General features: G+C 39.2%; 11 protein-coding genes. 6 read left to right on the plus strand and 5 right to left on the minus strand.

From position 1 onward, the window contains the following. The first annotated feature begins 119 nt into the window (after positions 1 to 119). The 4 genes from ilvA (at position 120) to ACNR9Q_RS10975 (ending at position 6,188) form a co-directional block, all read left to right on the plus strand. Complete coding sequence (gene ilvA, locus ACNR9Q_RS10960) at positions 120 to 1,415, plus strand: threonine ammonia-lyase IlvA (protein WP_419211263.1); 1,296 nt, start codon at positions 120 to 122, stop codon at positions 1,413 to 1,415. Positions 1,416 to 1,509: 94 nt separating this feature from the next. Beyond that, positions 1,510 to 3,096, plus strand: a complete 1,587-nt coding sequence (locus ACNR9Q_RS10965) for an NADP-dependent glyceraldehyde-3-phosphate dehydrogenase (RefSeq protein WP_419211264.1) — start codon at positions 1,510 to 1,512, stop codon at positions 3,094 to 3,096. Positions 3,097 to 3,317: 221 nt separating this feature from the next. Then, positions 3,318 to 4,517 carry an MFS transporter gene (locus ACNR9Q_RS10970; protein ID WP_419211265.1) on the plus strand — a complete coding sequence of 400 codons (1,200 nt, stop codon included), beginning with the start codon at positions 3,318 to 3,320 and terminating at the stop codon, positions 4,515 to 4,517. Positions 4,518 to 5,045: 528 nt separating this feature from the next. Continuing rightward, a complete protein-coding gene (locus ACNR9Q_RS10975) occupies positions 5,046 to 6,188 on the plus strand; it encodes a serine hydrolase domain-containing protein (protein ID WP_419211266.1) in 1,143 nt (380 codons plus the stop codon). Between the two features lie 77 nt (positions 6,189 to 6,265). On the opposite strand, the gene leuB is transcribed toward ACNR9Q_RS10975, so the two are convergent. From leuB to recG, 5 genes are all read right to left on the minus strand, one after another. After that, positions 6,266 to 7,321, minus strand: coding sequence for a 3-isopropylmalate dehydrogenase (leuB, locus tag ACNR9Q_RS10980; protein WP_419211267.1), 1,056 nt, complete (start codon positions 7,319 to 7,321; stop codon positions 6,266 to 6,268). 56 nt (positions 7,322 to 7,377) lie between these two features. Further along, positions 7,378 to 8,892, minus strand: a complete 1,515-nt coding sequence (locus ACNR9Q_RS10985) for an alpha-isopropylmalate synthase regulatory domain-containing protein (protein WP_419211268.1) — start codon at positions 8,890 to 8,892, stop codon at positions 7,378 to 7,380. A gap of 27 nt (positions 8,893 to 8,919) precedes the next feature. Then, the gene (gene leuD / locus ACNR9Q_RS10990; protein ID WP_419211269.1) at positions 8,920 to 9,516 is read right to left on the minus strand and encodes a 3-isopropylmalate dehydratase small subunit; all 597 of its coding nucleotides are present in this window, start codon (positions 9,514 to 9,516) and stop codon (positions 8,920 to 8,922) included. A 104-nt stretch (positions 9,517 to 9,620) separates the two neighbouring features. Next, on the minus strand, positions 9,621 to 11,033 hold the full coding sequence (gene leuC / locus ACNR9Q_RS10995; RefSeq protein ID WP_419211270.1) for a 3-isopropylmalate dehydratase large subunit: 1,413 nt from the start codon (positions 11,031 to 11,033) through the stop codon (positions 9,621 to 9,623). Between the two features lie 105 nt (positions 11,034 to 11,138). Then, the gene (recG, locus tag ACNR9Q_RS11000) at positions 11,139 to 13,244 is read right to left on the minus strand and encodes an ATP-dependent DNA helicase RecG (RefSeq protein ID WP_419211271.1); all 2,106 of its coding nucleotides are present in this window, start codon (positions 13,242 to 13,244) and stop codon (positions 11,139 to 11,141) included. 109 nt (positions 13,245 to 13,353) lie between these two features. Here recG and ACNR9Q_RS11005 point away from each other — a divergent pair, with 109 nt between their 5' ends. Further along, a complete protein-coding gene (locus ACNR9Q_RS11005; RefSeq protein WP_419211272.1) occupies positions 13,354 to 15,444 on the plus strand; it encodes a M1 family metallopeptidase in 2,091 nt (696 codons plus the stop codon). Next, on the plus strand, positions 15,441 to 16,355 hold the full coding sequence (locus tag ACNR9Q_RS11010) for a patatin-like phospholipase family protein (protein ID WP_419211273.1): 915 nt from the start codon (positions 15,441 to 15,443) through the stop codon (positions 16,353 to 16,355). Before ACNR9Q_RS11005 ends, ACNR9Q_RS11010 begins: the two co-directional genes overlap by 4 nt. The last annotated feature ends 34 nt before the right edge of the window (positions 16,356 to 16,389 follow it).

A 16,389-nucleotide genomic window follows, 5' to 3' on the forward strand; every position in this document is an offset into this window, starting at 1 on the left:
GTTAAGGTCAGTCGAAAGTTACTATCAGCATTGACGTTGGTATATAGGTTCGGTTGTTCTTAAACGGACAATTTGGGTTTTAGAAATAGAAGTTTTAAAGTAAAATTGTTGAGGAAAGTATGAGATTCGAGGAAAAAGGGAATAATGAACTTAAAAAGGAAAGAGCTGTTTACTTTCCAAAATTGGATGATATACGAAAGGCTGCAATTACTATTTCTGAAATTTCTGAAAAAACACCGCTAACCGATAGTATCCGTCTCTCAAAGCAATTTAGCAGCCAAGTACTGTTGAAACGTGAAGATTTACAACGGGTACGTTCTTATAAGATCAGGGGCGCTTTTAATAAGATTAGTTCGCTCACCTCAGAAGAAAGGTTAAAAGGGGTTATTTGTGCCAGTGCTGGAAACCATGCACAGGGCGTTGCGTTTGCATGTTTTCATCTAAAAATAAAAGGGACCATCTACATGCCTTCGGTAACTCCCAAACAAAAGGTGGAGCAAACCAAATTATTTGGAGATGAATGGGTAGAGATTGTGCTAGAAGGCGACACTTTTGACGATGCTTCACATGCGGCAAAAGTCCATGGTATTGAAACGGGCAAAGTTTTTGTACATCCTTTTGACGATCCAAAAATTATAGAAGGGCAGGCGACGGTAGGTCTTGAACTTATAGAACAGACCAAAACTCCAATCGATTACCTTTTTGTTTGCATCGGTGGGGGAGGTTTAGCATCGGGTTTAATTAGTGTTTTTAGCGAGTTATCGCCAAGCACAAAAATTATAGGGGTAGAACCTAAAGGGGCTCCCTCCATGAAATGTGCAATTGAACAAGGGCAAGTAGTGGCTTTGGAAAAAATTGATCGATTTATTGACGGGGCCGCCGTAAAACGGGTGGGAGATTTGACATTTCCTATTTGTAGTCAATATTTAGATAAAATGATTACGGTCGATGAAGGCAAGGTCTGCCAGACCATTCTTGATTTGTACAATAGGGATGCCATTGTAGTAGAACCTGCGGGCGCACTTACAATTGCCGCTTTAGATGATTTCAAAGAGGACATAAAAGGTAAAAATGTTGTTTGCATTATTGGTGGAAGTAATAATGATATTACCAGAACCGCTGAGATAAAAGAGCGTGCTTTATTGTATGGGAAGCTTAAACATTATTTTATTATTCGGTTTCCGCAAAGACCGGGTGCATTGAAGGAATTTGTAGTCGATATTTTAGGACCAACAGATGACATTACCCATTTCGAATACTCAAAAAAGTCCAGCCGAGAGAATGCCCCGGCAGTGGTAGGTATCGAGCTCAAGAACCAGGCCGATTTACAACCCTTGGTTGAACGTATGAAAATGAACAATTTCTACGGAGATTATATAAACGATAAACCAGATTTGTTTGAATATTTAGTTTAGGTTATATTTAATAAAATCCGATTTGGTTTTTATTAGATGGAAATATAAAGAGTAAAGATGGATTTCAAACGCACAGATAAACAGTAAGAACACCATGAACGAAGTAAAAATACCGGAAGAATTTCAGATAACATCAACAATTGATCAACGCCATTATTTAGTGAATGGCGAGTTGAAAGAATGGAAAGGAGACACCACAGAAGTCTATTCCACGATTTCTTCAACAAAGGAATATACGCCAACCTTGTTAGGTAGCATTCCGGATCTACAGGAAGCAGAAGCATTGGACGCCTTAGATGCCGCATTGAACGCATATGATAAAGGTCAGGGTTTGTGGCCGACCATGCATGTTAAGGATCGTATTGATTGTATGGAAAGCTTTGTGGTTAAGATGAAGACAAAACGTGAACAAATCGTAAAATTGTTGATGTGGGAAATTGGAAAATCTTTGCCCGATTCACAAAAGGAATTTGACCGTACGGTTGAATACATTCAAGACACCATAGAGGATTACAAACAATTAGATCGTGACGCTGCAAAGTTTAAAAAGCACGATGGGGTGTATGCTCATATCAAAAGGGGACCCTTAGGAGTCGTCTTATGTTTGGGACCTTATAATTATCCATTGAACGAAACGTTCGCACTACTTATTCCGGCTATCATAATGGGAAACACTACCATTTTTAAACCGGCAAAACACGGTGTTCTTTTAATAACGCCGCTGTTGGAAGCTTTTCAATCGTGCTTCCCTAAGGGAGTGGTCAATGTTATTTTTGGAAGGGGAAGAACGGTTGCCGCGCCTATAATGCAAACAGGTAAGGTTGATGTACTCGCTTTAATAGGGAATAGTAAGTCGGCAAACGCTTTACAGGATCAGCACCCGAAAAGTAACCGTTTACGCTTGGTACTCGGACTTGAAGCTAAAAACCCCGCCATCATATTACCTGATGCAGATCTGAACCTCACTGTTGAAGAATGCTTGGCAGGAACCTTGTCCTTCAATGGGCAACGCTGTACAGCATTAAAAGTTGTCTATGTACATGAGGATATTAGTGCCAAATTCAATGAGCGTTTTGCCCAAGGCGTCGATGAGTTAAAGTTCGGTAATCCTTGGGAAAATGGGGTTAAATTAACACCATTACCTGAACCCGGAAAGCCCGAATATATTCAAGAATTAATCGACGATGCCCTATCAAAAGGAGCTGAAATATTGAATAAAAATGGCGGTAAACGATTTGATAATTACATATGGCCAGCCGTTTTATATCCGGTAACTAAAGATATGAGGGTCTATCAAGAGGAACAATTCGGACCTATTATTCCTATCGTGCAATTTTCAAATATTGAAGAGCCGTTAGATGATATGGCCGAAAGTAATTATGGTCAACAAGTAAGTCTTTTTGGAAAGGATGTATATGCGCTTTCTCCGTTGATCGATACCTTGGTCAATTTGGTTTGCCGTGTTAATTTGAACAGTTCCTGTCAAAGAGGTCCTGATGTATATCCGTTCACGGGAAGAAAAGATTCGGCCCAATCAACATTAAGCGTGCATGATGCGCTCCGTTCTTTCTCTATCCGTACGTTCGTAGCCTTTAAAGATAATGAGTTAAATACCAAAATCGTACAACAATTACTAGAGGCTAAACTATCTAATTTTGTGAGTACAGATTACATTTTATAACTAAACCCAACAGGGTTTAAGGGAGCATCGAAATTTAATTTCGATGCTTTTTTTATGTAAACTATTGATATTTAACTTAAAATGAACAATTGTCTTATAATCGGGATAATATTGCATAGATATTGGATAATCCTGTTGAATAAAGAACTGATGAAGCCTCCTAACTTTGTACCCTGAACATGCTTCCCTACAAATTAACGGGAGGGATTAAATGATTTGCTATGAATATAAATCCATCAAACAAAAAGGCATTGGTTGCCTTAGCAATCGGAGGGTTTGGAATTGGACTTACCGAGTTTGTGATTATGGGAATATTGACTGAAGTTTCTGGTGCTTTAGGAATAACTATTCCTCAAGCGGGACACTTCATTGCTGCCTATGCATTAGGAGTTGTGGTAGGGGCACCTTTACTAACAGGATTAGGGGCTAAGCTTTCCCCAAAAAAAATGTTATTTCTTTTAATGATTTGGTTTACAGTTTTCAACACCCTATCAGGGTTGGCCAATGGTTATGGTAGTCTACTGTTTTTACGCTTTTTATCAGGAATTCCCCATGGCGCCTTTTTTGGAATAGGTGCTGTTGTTGCGACTAAACTTGCGAAGAAAGGAAAATCGGCACAGGCCATATCCATCATGTTTTCAGGCTTGACCATAGCGAACGTTATCGGTGTTCCTATTGGTACGTATTTAGGACAACAGTTCAGTTGGAGTGTTTCTTTTTACTTAGTAGGAGTGGTAGGTTTATTAGCTTTGGGCAGTATTTACCTTTGGATGCCAAAGATTGAAATTGAAGCCTCGGAAAAAGAGGTCAGTGTTACCAAGGGATTAAAAAATAGCGAGCTATGGGCACTGATTGCCTTGACAACAATCGGTACAGGTGGATTCTTTGCTTGGTACAGCTACGTAGCACCATTGATTACTGAAGTTGCCGGTTTACCAGAACATTTTGTAGGCTATGCGATGATGCTTGCAGGCCTTGGTATGGTTTTCGGTAATTTTATGGGAGCGAAAATGGCAGAACTATTTTCTCCTTTAAAAGCGGTAATTATAAGTCTATCGATTATGTGTGCCATCTTATTGCTTAATATGCTTATAGCCACGAATCCTTATGTATTAATGGCTATGACCTTTGTTATCGGCGCAGTTTCCTTTACCGTGGCCACTCCCATTCAAATGGCGATTATAAATACATCTAAAGGTTCTGAAATGTTAGGTTCCTCAATGAACCAAAGTGCCTTTAATATGGGGAATGCATCAGGTGCTTACTTGGCCGGTCTTCCCATAGCCTTTGGATACGGAATCATATATTCTAGCTTGGTAGGAGCCTGTTTGGCCTTCGCAGGAGTAGGGATAGCGGTTGGCATCTTAGTTTTTAGAAAGCGACGGGAAATGAAATACAGGAAAATGGCTATTAGTTGTTAAGCTAAATTGATCAGCACATATGAAAAAGGGAACTTGGAAAATCAGGTTCCTTTTTTTATGGATAAAAGTTATAAAATTAGCTTTGCTATTATGCTCTAATAGGGGTGATTGATATTTCTGAGATTTTTATAAATAGAGCTTTAGGGTTAAATGGGTTGCCTATTGATCCGTCCATACCATGATCTACTAAATCTTTTTTTTCATAGAACACTTGTAGGAGCGGATAAGGCGTAAATAGGAATTGTTATATTGTGATAAACAGGAAGTGATTAAGCAGCTTTAGGCTTACTATCTTTACAAAGAATGGCATATTAACTTGTTAAAGTTCTGGTTTTTTGCATTTTATTGATACTGAATTAATTATTATTGCGTTGTGCTTAATACCTAAATCTGTAATTTACCTTGCGCCGGACTAAAATATTTATTGGAACCATTCTATTAGCCCTCTTCCTTTTTGTGCTAACAACTTCTACGGTCACACCCACTCATTCAACAGCTACGATTTATAATTCTCTACCAACCAATACTTTGGCAGAAAAAAGAGATGCTGAATTATATTGTTTACGTCAAAAAGCTTTGAGTAATGCAATAGCGAATTATTTTAATAGTGCCATTAAAGATGGGGATATTGTAGGAGCGGGGGTGAGTATCGTAAGTGGCGATTCTGTAATATTTTCGGAAGGATTTGGAAAGCGAAGCTCCAATGGTGATAAAAAGGTAGATGATGAAACCGTATTTAGATTAGGATCGATTTCCAAAGGATTTACTGGAGTTTTAGCGGCGAAATTACAAAGTGAAAAAAAATTTGATTTCGATGATCAGGTTGTAAAATATATTCCAGAATTCCATTTTGGCGATGATAAGAATACCGAAGCAATAAAAATCTCCAACATCCTTTCCCATACTTCGGGAACTCCCTATCACAGTTTTACCAATCTGGTAGAGGCAGGTATACCTATGTCTAACATTGTAAAACAGTTCGATAAAGTTCAACCTGTTGCCCGGCCCGGTGAGCAATACAGCTATCAAAATGCAATGTTCGCGCTTAGTCAAGAGGTGATGTTAAAAGCAACGGGAAAAGATATTCAGCATTTATTAGTGGATCGATTTTTTGAGCCTCTTGGTATGTCCACAGCTTCTACAGATTACAAATCCCTTTCTGCAAATAAGAATGTAGCGTTACCACACGGTAAACATAATAAAGGCTGGAGAAAGTTAAGTTTGAATGACCATTATGATAATGCAGTTGCTGCTGGAGGTATCAATGCTAGTTCTAAGGATATGGCCAAATGGATGCGCTTTTTATTAGGGCATAATCCTGAAGTGATGAGTTCAGAAGTTATTAATGAGGTTTTTAGGCCTGTAATCACATATAAAAATAAGTATAAATATTACCAGCGTTGGCCAGGGCATGTTTCTTCATCTTATGGATTTGGTTGGCGGATTCATACCTTTCAGAATGGGAAATCGGGTGAGATTGAAACCATGTGGCATCATGGTGGAAGTGTAAATAACTTTAGAAATGAAATTGCACTTTTTCCTGACAGTGATTTGGGAATCTGTGTACTGTTTAATAGTAATTCCAGATTAGCGAAAACCGTTATTCCAGATTTACAAGAAATCGTATCCCAGGTTTACGAACAATCGCTGTCGGCTTACGCAAGTCTTTAATCATCCAGAATAGAAATTAAAAAACCCTCTAGCGCCTATTGCTAGAGGGTTTTTTAGTATTTGTCTGGTCAATACGGTTAGATATTTTTGGCCAACCAATCACCAACTTCACTAGTTTTATAACTTTTTCCTCCTTCGGCAAGGTCTTCGGTTACATACCCTTCAGCTAAAGATTTGTTGACCACCCTGCGTATTTCTTCTGCCTCTTGGGGCATATCCATATCTTCGAATAACATAGCTGCGGAAAGTACGGTGGCCAAAGGGTTGGCAATGTCTTTACCCGCCGCCTGTGGGTACGAACCGTGAATTGGCTCGTATAAGGAAACTTTACTTCCTACTGAAGAAGAAGGCATAAGCCCCATAGAACCAGCGATTACGGAAGCTTCGTCGGTTAAAATATCCCCAAAAAGGTTTGCGGTAATGATAACGTCATATCCTTTTGGCCATTGTATCAATCGCATGGCTACGGCATCGATAAACTCGTAGCTTACTTCTACTTCAGGATACTCTTTTTCCAAAGCCTGTACCGTTTCTCTCCATAATCTTGAAGATTCCAATACATTTGCTTTATCTACGCAACATAATTTTTTAGAACGTTTCATTGCCATATCAAAACCTTTTCTTGCCAAACGCTCAATCTCAAAACGTTGGTAAGTCATGGTGTCAAAAGCAGTGTTACCATCATCTTTTCTGCCGCGTTCCCCAAAATAGATACCGCCGGTCAATTCTCGAAGAATGATTAAATCCGTTCCTTCGATTCGGTCTCTTTTTAAAGGAGATTTATCGATTAACGATGGAAAGGTAAAGGTTGGACGTACGTTGGCGAACAAACCTAATTTTTGTCTCATTTTCAACAAGCCTTGCTCAGGACGAACTTTTGCAGACGGATCATTATCAAATCTAGGATGACCTATGGCACCAAATAATACCGCATCCGCATTTGCACAGATGTCATGGGTTTCATCTGGATAAGGTTCTCCAACGGCATCAATGGCAGCCGCACCGGTAAGTGCAGGCTTCCATGTAATTTCATGGTCATATTTTTTTGCTATGGCATTACACACTTTTACGGCTTGATCAATAACTTCCGGACCGATACCATCACCGGCCAATAAGGCAATATTTAATTTCATTGTTTTGAGTTGTATTTTGCTCGTAGTTCGTCATTGCGAGGTACGAAGCAATCTGTTTAAATTATGTTCAACATTTTCTCCGTGGCCTTAATGGCACTTACGGTTTGGTCAGAATCCAATCCTCTGGAGGTAAATTCTTTTCCGTTCATTTCCCAAGTGATCACCGTTTCACAAAGTGCATCGGAGTTACTACCAGGGGGTATTCGTACGGCATAATCCGTTAATTTGGGTAAAGTCTTATTTTTGGTGACATACACTTTTTTCAAGGCGTTCATAAAAGCATCGTACTGACCGTCTCCTTGTGCATGGGCTTCATAAACTTTACCATCTACTTCAAGCGATAGGGTAGTTGAGGGCATTAAGCCTTTTGCATGCGTCAATACATATGATTTTACAAATACACGCTGCTTGTGAGCCACGGTATCTAGTACATCAGAAATAATAAAGGGCAGGTCGTCTTTGGTTACCCGTTCTTTTTTGTCTCCCAATTCGATGATTCTGGCGGTAACTTTCCTTAGTTCATCATCATTTAAAGTCAGCCCCAATTCCTGTAAATTCTTTTGGATGTTAGCTTTACCGGACATTTTGCCTAACGCATATTTCCGCTTCCGTCCAAATCGTTCTGGCATTAAATCGCTGAAGTAGAGATTCTTTTTACTGTCTCCATCGGCATGAATACCGGCTGTTTGGGTAAATACATTATCTCCCACAATGGGCTTATTTGCGGGAATAGTAAATCCTGTAAATGCGGAAACCAACTTACTCACCTTGAACAGGGAAGACTCGTTTACCCTAATTTCAATATCGGGTAAGAAATCATTGATGACCGCTACCGCACTGGCCATAGGCGCATTTCCTGCTCGTTCGCCCATTCCGTTCACTGTCAAATGAAGTCCGTGACAACCTGCCTTGACCGCTTCCATAACATTGGCCACCCCTAAATCATAATCGTTATGACCATGAAAGTCAAAATGAAGTTTTGGATATCTCTGTACAATCTCACCAATGAAGGCTGAAGTTTCGGTATGGGTTAAAATACCTAAAGTATCTGGGAGCAAGATTCTTTTTATAGGTTGGGAGGAAAGGAAATCTAGAAATTGAAATACGTAATCTTTGGAATTTCGCATACCATTGCTCCAATCCTCCAAATAAATATTATTGATAAAACCTCTTTCCTTTGCCTTCTTAAAAATTTCTGCAATTTCAGAGAAATGCTGTTCAGGAGTTTTTTTTAGCTGATGTTTGAGATGATTCAAGGATCCCTTGGTCAAAAGGTTTTGCGAAATGGCGCCAGATTTTGCCATCCAATCCAAAGAAACACCACCGTCAACAAAGGTTAAAACTTCCACGCGTTCCAAATAACCTTTGGTTTTTGCCCATTCGGTAATTTGCTGCACGGCTTCCAGTTCACCATCGGAAACACGTGCCGATGCCACTTCTATGCGGTCAACCTTAAGCTCCTCCAACAATAATTTGGCAAGCGTTAATTTTTCCGATGCAGAAAAGGATACCCCAGAGGTCTGTTCACCGTCCCTAAGGGTGGTATCCATTATTTCCAACTTTCTTTTCATTGATGTTTCCGTTATAAGAAAATCGTGTTAAAGAGGTGTGTTTTCGGCAAAAGTTTGAATGTCCTTTTTAATGTTCAGTAAGTAATCAATATCATCGAAACCGTTCAACATATTGTTTTTCTTGTATTCATTAATATCAAAGGATTCGCTTTCACCGGTTGATAATAGGGTTATTTTTTCTTCTGGAAGGTTAATTTCCAATTGGGTGTTTGGATCCGCTTCTATCGCATCGAAAATTTTCTGAAGAAATTCTGCACTAACTTGAACCGGTAAAACACCAATATTCAAGCAGTTTCCTCTAAAAATATCCGCAAAGAAACTGGAAACTACACATCTGAATCCGTAATCGTAAACGGCCCAAGCCGCATGCTCACGAGATGAACCGGAACCAAAGTTTTTACCACCTACCAGAATTTTACCGCTGTAGATGTCTTGGTTTAAAACAAAATCCTCTTTTGGTGTATTATCTTGATTATAACGCCAATCCCTAAAAAGGTTATCGCCAAAACCAACGCGTTCTGTCGCCTTTAGAAATCGTGCGGGTATTATTTGATCGGTATCCACATTTTCAATCGGTAAAGGAACCGCTGTGGAGGTCAGTATATTAAATTTATCGTATGCCATTTTTTATAGCTTTTCGCTTCGGGCCTTGGGCCGTTAGCTTCATTATTTTGATTTATTGATGTTGCTGCAAGAAGCCAATGGCCAATAGCCAAAGGCATAATTCGCTAAGCGAATTCTACCATTAATTCTCTAGGGTCCGTCACTTTTCCGGTCACCGCTGCTGCCGCTGCCACTAGCGGACTTGCCAAGAGCGTTCTTGATCCAGGTCCTTGTCTTCCTTCAAAGTTTCGGTTAGAGGTACTTACCGCTAATTTTCCAGCAGGGACCTTATCATCGTTCATGGCCAAACAGGCAGAACAACCGGGTTCTCGAAGTTCGAATCCGGCGTCGGTTAAAATATCCAAAATGCCTTCTTCCTTGATTGCGGTTTCCACTTTATGCGAACCCGGAACCAACCAAGCAGTTACATTATCGGCCTTTTTACGTCCTTTTACGATGGATGCAAAAGCCCTAAAATCTTCAATACGGCCGTTGGTACAACTACCCAAGAACACGAAATCGATCGGTTTGCCCATCATACTTTCGCCCTCGTTGAAATTCATATATTTCAATGATTTTTGATAGGTTGTAGCCCCACCTTGTACCGCACCGGCACTCGGAATATCATTCGAGATTCCCATACCCATACCTGGGTTTGTACCGTAGGTAATCATAGGTTCGATAAGGGAACCATCAAAGGTCAATTCTTTATCGAAGATAGCGTCTTCATCTGTATACAAGGTTTCCCAGTAGGCCATCGCTTTGTCCCAAGCTGCACCGGTTGGCGTAAACTCGCGACCTTTTATATATTCAAATGTTTTTTCATCTGGAGCGATCATTCCTCCACGGGCACCCATTTCAATACTCAAGTTACAAACGGTCATACGACCTTCCATACTCATATTCCTGAAAATCTCACCGGCATATTCCACAAAATATCCGGTAGCACCAGACGTCGTCAATTGCGAAATGATGAATAGGGCAACATCCTTTGGGGTTACGCCATTGCTCATTTTACCGTTTATATTGATGCGCATTCTTTTTGGCTTAGGTTGCATGATGCATTGTGTGGCCAAAACCATTTCTACTTCAGAAGTACCAATACCAAAAGCGATAGCGCCAAAAGCACCGTGAGTGGAAGTATGCGAATCTCCACAAACAATGGTAGCACCTGGTTGGGTAATACCGTATTCCGGACCTACAACGTGTACGATGCCATTTTTTTCGTGACCTAAACCCCAGTAGGAAATACCATATTCATTGGCATTTTCTTCCAACATTTTGAGTTGGTTGGCAGATAAAGGATCAGCAACCGGTAAATGTTGGTTGATGGTAGGGGTGTTATGGTCAGCGGTCGCGAAAGTTTTTTCAGGATGCATCACAGGGATATTCCTGTTCTTTAATCCTAAGAAAGCTACGGGACTGGTAACCTCGTGCACCATATGTCTGTCAATAAACAAAACGTCCGGTCCATCTTGTATTTTATGAACTACGTGTGAATCCCACACCTTGTCAAATAATGTTTTTGTTGCACTCATAATCTTTATAATCTAGGAAGGCAAATCTATTAAAATTAAGAGGTTTTGGGAAACGAACAGCCCTTTAAATTACGATGTTCAACAGCAAAAGTGTTATATATTATACTAACTGATATACGTCCAGATGTTTTTATACTTTACCAGTTGCGCGTAGTTATGCCTAATGATTAGGTTCTCCGGTTTTTGAAGTGAAGGGTCCTCCTTCAACAGTTGAAGAGCATAGTAACGTGCGGTTTTCAAGATGTCATTATCCTTTACGATATCCGCTATCTTTAAATTCAGTAATCCACTTTGTTGGGTACCCATTAGGTCTCCTGGGCCACGTAGTTTTAGGTCTACTTCTGCAATTTCAAATCCGTCATTAGTGGCCACCATGGTTTCCAAACGGGTTTTGGCTTCGCTGGATAGTTTATGACTAGTCATCAAAATGCAGAAACTCTGGTCTGCACCCCGGCCTACCCGACCTCGTAATTGATGCAATTGCGAAAGGCCAAAGCGCTCCGCACTTTCAATAATCATAACCGATGCGTTAGGGACATTAACCCCCACTTCGATAACGGTGGTGGCGACCATAATCTGTGTCTCACCTTTTACGAAGCGTTCCATTTCATAATCCTTATCCGCCGGTTTCATTTGCCCGTGTACGATTGATATTTGAAATTCCGGTTGCGGAAAATCACGGACAATACTTTCATACCCATCCATCAAATCCTTATAATCCATGGCTTCGGATTCTTGAATGAGCGGATACACGATATAAATCTGTCGGCCTTTTTCTATTTCATCCCGTATAAAACGAAAGACCTTTAATCGGTTGGCATCATAACGGTGTGCGGTCTGTATCGGTTTTCTACCTGGGGGCAGTTCGTCAATTACCGAAATGTCCAAATCCCCATATAAACTCATGGCTAAAGTTCTAGGAATAGGGGTCGCGGTCATAACAAGGATATGGGGGGGATATTCATTCTTATGCCAAAGTTTCGAACGTTGTGCAACCCCAAAGCGGTGCTGCTCATCAATAATGGCCAACCCAAGATTTTTATATTGGACTTTATCTTCTAAGAGCGCATGGGTACCGATCAGTATATGAAGTTCACCATTTTCCAATTGCTCATGAATTGGTTTTCTGTCCGTTTTCTTTACCGATCCTGTCAACAATGCACATTTGATGGCGGTGCCTTTCAGAAGTGCTGAAATCCCTTGATAGTGCTGCTGTGCAAGAATTGCTGTAGGGGCCATTAAACAGGCCTGAAATCCGTTATCGATAGCCAAAAGCATTGTCATTACGGCAACTATGGTTTTTCCAGAACCCACATCACCTTGCAATAATCGGTTCATTTGAGCATTACTTCCTAAATCTGCGCGAATTTCCTTGATGACCCTTTTTTGGGCATCCGTCAGTTCAAAAGGAAGTTTGTTCTTATAAAAATCATTGAAATATTCCCCTACTTGATCAAACGGGAAACCCTTTATTTTTTGCTGTCGTGTTAGTTTTTTCGCGATAAGCTGTAACTGGATGTAGAAGAGTTCTTCAAACTTTAACCTGAACTGTGACTTTGCCAACAATTCCTGATTTTTTGGGAAATGGATATTGAACAGTGCTTCACTTTTCGAGATCAGCTTCAATTCATACAATAACTTATCCGATAAGCTTTCTGAAAAGTTACTGTTAACTTCTAAAAAAAGTTGCTGCATCATCTTATTGATCACCTTGTTGCTAATACCCTTATTGCTCAGTTTTTCTGTTGAGGGATAAACCGGTTGCATATATACTCTGGTTCCCTGTTCATGGTCGGTCAGTAGTTCCATTTCAGGGTGGGGCATCGAAAATGTACCATTGAACCAATTGCATTTTCCAAAAATAACGTAGGGAGTATTTAGCTTAAGATTTTCCCGTATCCACTTTTGCCCGCGGAACCAGACGAGTTCGATCTCCCCGGTTTCATCTATAAATTTTGCCACCAGTCGAGTTCCTTTTTTTTGCTCTATGGTCTTTAAATGGACTATTTTTCCAATAATCTGAACATCAGCATTACTCCGTTGCAATTGTGAGATTTTGTAATATTGGGTTTTGTCTATATATCGGTTGGGGAAAAGATTGAGCAAGCCTTGGAAGGTTTCTATTCCTAATTCTGATTTTAAGGTTTCAGCCCTATTCGGACCAACACCTTTAAGGTACACAATAGGAGTCTGTAAAAAACCGTTGTTCATACTACGAATTTAGAGTTAATGGACTTTAACCGCAAGTTGGTTAGTTGATTTTACGGCCAGCATTAAGGTTAAATTCTAATTAGACCTAAAAGTCGAATATATTTGTACTATGAGAAGTTTATCCTTCATATTGATTTTACTTTTTTTTGTTAAGATATATGGGCAACATCAAGATAAAGTAGATTTTATCCACGCCGATGTCCATATTGTTCCAAATGCAACTGAAAATATGATAAAGGGTATTGTAACCTATGAGTTTAAAGTGCTTGCTGCTGTAGACTCTATATTTCTCGATGCGCATCAAATGGAATTTGAAAAGGTATCAGTAAACTCTAAAAAGGTGGACTTTAGAAATAATGGAAAAATTTTAATCCTAGATACTAATTTTAAAGGTGGTCGGAAGTATAGTTTACAAATCGAATATTCATGTTCACCGAAGCAAGCACTATATTATGTTGGTTTTGATGATGATATTCAAGGAAATGAACAAATTTGGACTCAAGGACAAGGAAAATATACCAGTTATTGGCTGCCGAGTTTTGATGATATGACCGAAAAGCTTGAGTTTGATCTCACGATTACTTTCGATAAAAAATATAAAGTAATTGCCAACGGTAAATTGCAGCACATCAAAGAAGAAAAAAATCAAAGGTCATGGCAGTTCAATATGGAAAAGCCAATGAGCAGCTATCTAGTTGCCTTCGCTATCGGAGATTTTGAAAAACAAAAACTCATTTCCGACAGTGGAGTACCAATAGAAAATTATTACTATCCGACGGATAAGGTAAAAGTCGAACCTACTTATCGCTATTCTAAGCAACTGTTTGATTTTTTAGAGCAGGAAATAGGAGTTCCCTATCCATGGCAAAATTACAAACAAGTACCCGTACATGATTTCTTGTACGCAGGTATGGAAAATACGAGTACAACCCTTTTTTCTGATGCTTACATTATAGATTCCACTTCGTTTATAGATAGAAACTATGTGAATATAAACGCACATGAGCTTGCCCATCAATGGTTCGGTGATTTGGTCACAGAGGTGAATGGTGAACATCATTGGCTCCAGGAAGGTTTTGCAACCTATTATGCCTATTTAGCTGAAAAGGAAATTTTTGGGGATGACCATTTTTATTGGAAGTTATTTCATACGGCTAAATCATTGAATGAAATTTCTATCAGTGGCGAAGGGGAGTCCTTGTTAGATCCAAAAGCCAGTAGCTTGACATTTTATGAAAAAGGGGCTTGGGCTTTGGTCATGCTCAGAAATGAAATAGGATCCAATTCATTTCAGAAAGGGATTCAAAACTACCTTTCTAAATATCAGTTTAAGAATGTTACGGTCTCGAATTTTATCGATGAAATGGAGCTTTCGAGCGGGAAAAACTTAACCGAATTTAGAACGAATTGGCTGGAAAGTATCATTTTTCCGTGGGAAGAAATTTATGGATATCTTCTTGAACGTAGTAATTCTATTAAACAATATGACCAAGTTATTGAAGCTAGTTCGCAGATAAAAGAATATTATAAAGATGAAGTGATAGAAGAATTTTGGAAAGATGATACTTCGGTAAACTTGAAAAAACAATTAATTCTTGACTTCAAAGATCGTGTATCGGATCAAAAATTGTCTGAACTGATAGGCAATGAACATTTGGAGGTACGACAATCGTTGGCATTGTCACGCGACAAAATCTACACGGTTCTAAAACCTATTTTTGAAACAATGTTGAAAGATGAAAGTTACGTAACCATTGAGGCCGTACTTTATAAACTTTGGACCGAATTTCCCGAAAATCGAATCGAATATTTAGATGCCACAAAGGATGTAATAGGATTGCCTAATAAAAATATACGTTTGCTTTGGTTAACCATGGCCTTGGTGACATCAGATTATCAGTTGAATCAAAAACGATCTTACCTGAAAGAATTACAAAATTATACAGCATCAGTTTTTAATCCTGAAGTGCGTCAGAGCGCTTTCGAATATCTTTTCGAAATAAAAATGTTGAATGAAGAATCATTGAAAAATTTGATAAAGGCAACCAACCACTATTCATGGCAGTTTAGAAATTTTTCAAGACGTTTGCTTGATAAAACTCTAAAAGACGAAAATTTAAAAACCGAAATTGAATCCATAACAAAACATATGAGTGTAGACGATTTATCTTATCTTAAAACGAAATTAGAATTACCATGAGGGCTTTGGTTATTTCAGGTGGTGGTAGTAAAGGTGCTTTTGCCGGGGGTGTGGCACAATTTCTAATTCAGGAAGAAAAAAAGAAATACGACTTGTTTGTAGGTACCTCTACAGGCAGTCTTTTAATTTCCCACCTGGCCTTAGGTAAATTGGATAAAATAAAGGAAATATATTCTAATGTTAACCAAGACAGTATTTTCAATAATTGCCCTTTTCTTATAAAAAGAAAGTATGGAAACGATGAGATTACGATTAACCACTGGAATGTCCTCAGAAATTTCATTTCCGGTAAAAAAACATTCGGTGAAAGTGAAAATTTAAGGGAGCTCATTGAAAAAAGTTTGACCAAGGCAGAATTCAATGAACTCAAGCAAAATCTACCGGATGTAGTGATTACTGTTTCCAACCTATCCTTAAATCAAGTTGAGTACAAATCCATAAAAGAATGCACTTATGAAGATTACTGTGATTGGGTATGGATTTCGGCCAATTACACTCCGTTTATGAGTTTAGTCCGTAAAAATGGTTGCGAATATGCCGATGGTGGATTAGGAAGTATAGTGCCTATTGAAGAGGCCATACGACGGGGAGCGACCGAGGTAGACGTGGTGGTCTTGCATACCGAAGTGAATTATTTGAACAGGGTGCCTTCCAGAAATCCCTTCGAATTGATTACCACGATGATGAGTTTTATTTTAGACCGCATAGAAAGCCAAAATATACGAATAGGAAAACTGGTGGCTAATCAGAACAACGCAATTATCAACTTATATTATACGCCTACCATTCTGACCACCAATTCTTTGATTTTTGATAAGGATAAAATGACGTTGTGGTGGAAGCGAGGCTACTTATATGCTAAGAATAAAAACGACGAAACAAATCCTATTGAGCCCAATCTCAATGAGTGATTTAAGTACGAATATTCAATTTTTGTTACCTGTT

Origin of the sequence: Maribacter sp. X9, from assembly GCF_048537565.1 — a bacterium.
Classification (GTDB): domain Bacteria; phylum Bacteroidota; class Bacteroidia; order Flavobacteriales; family Flavobacteriaceae; genus Maribacter.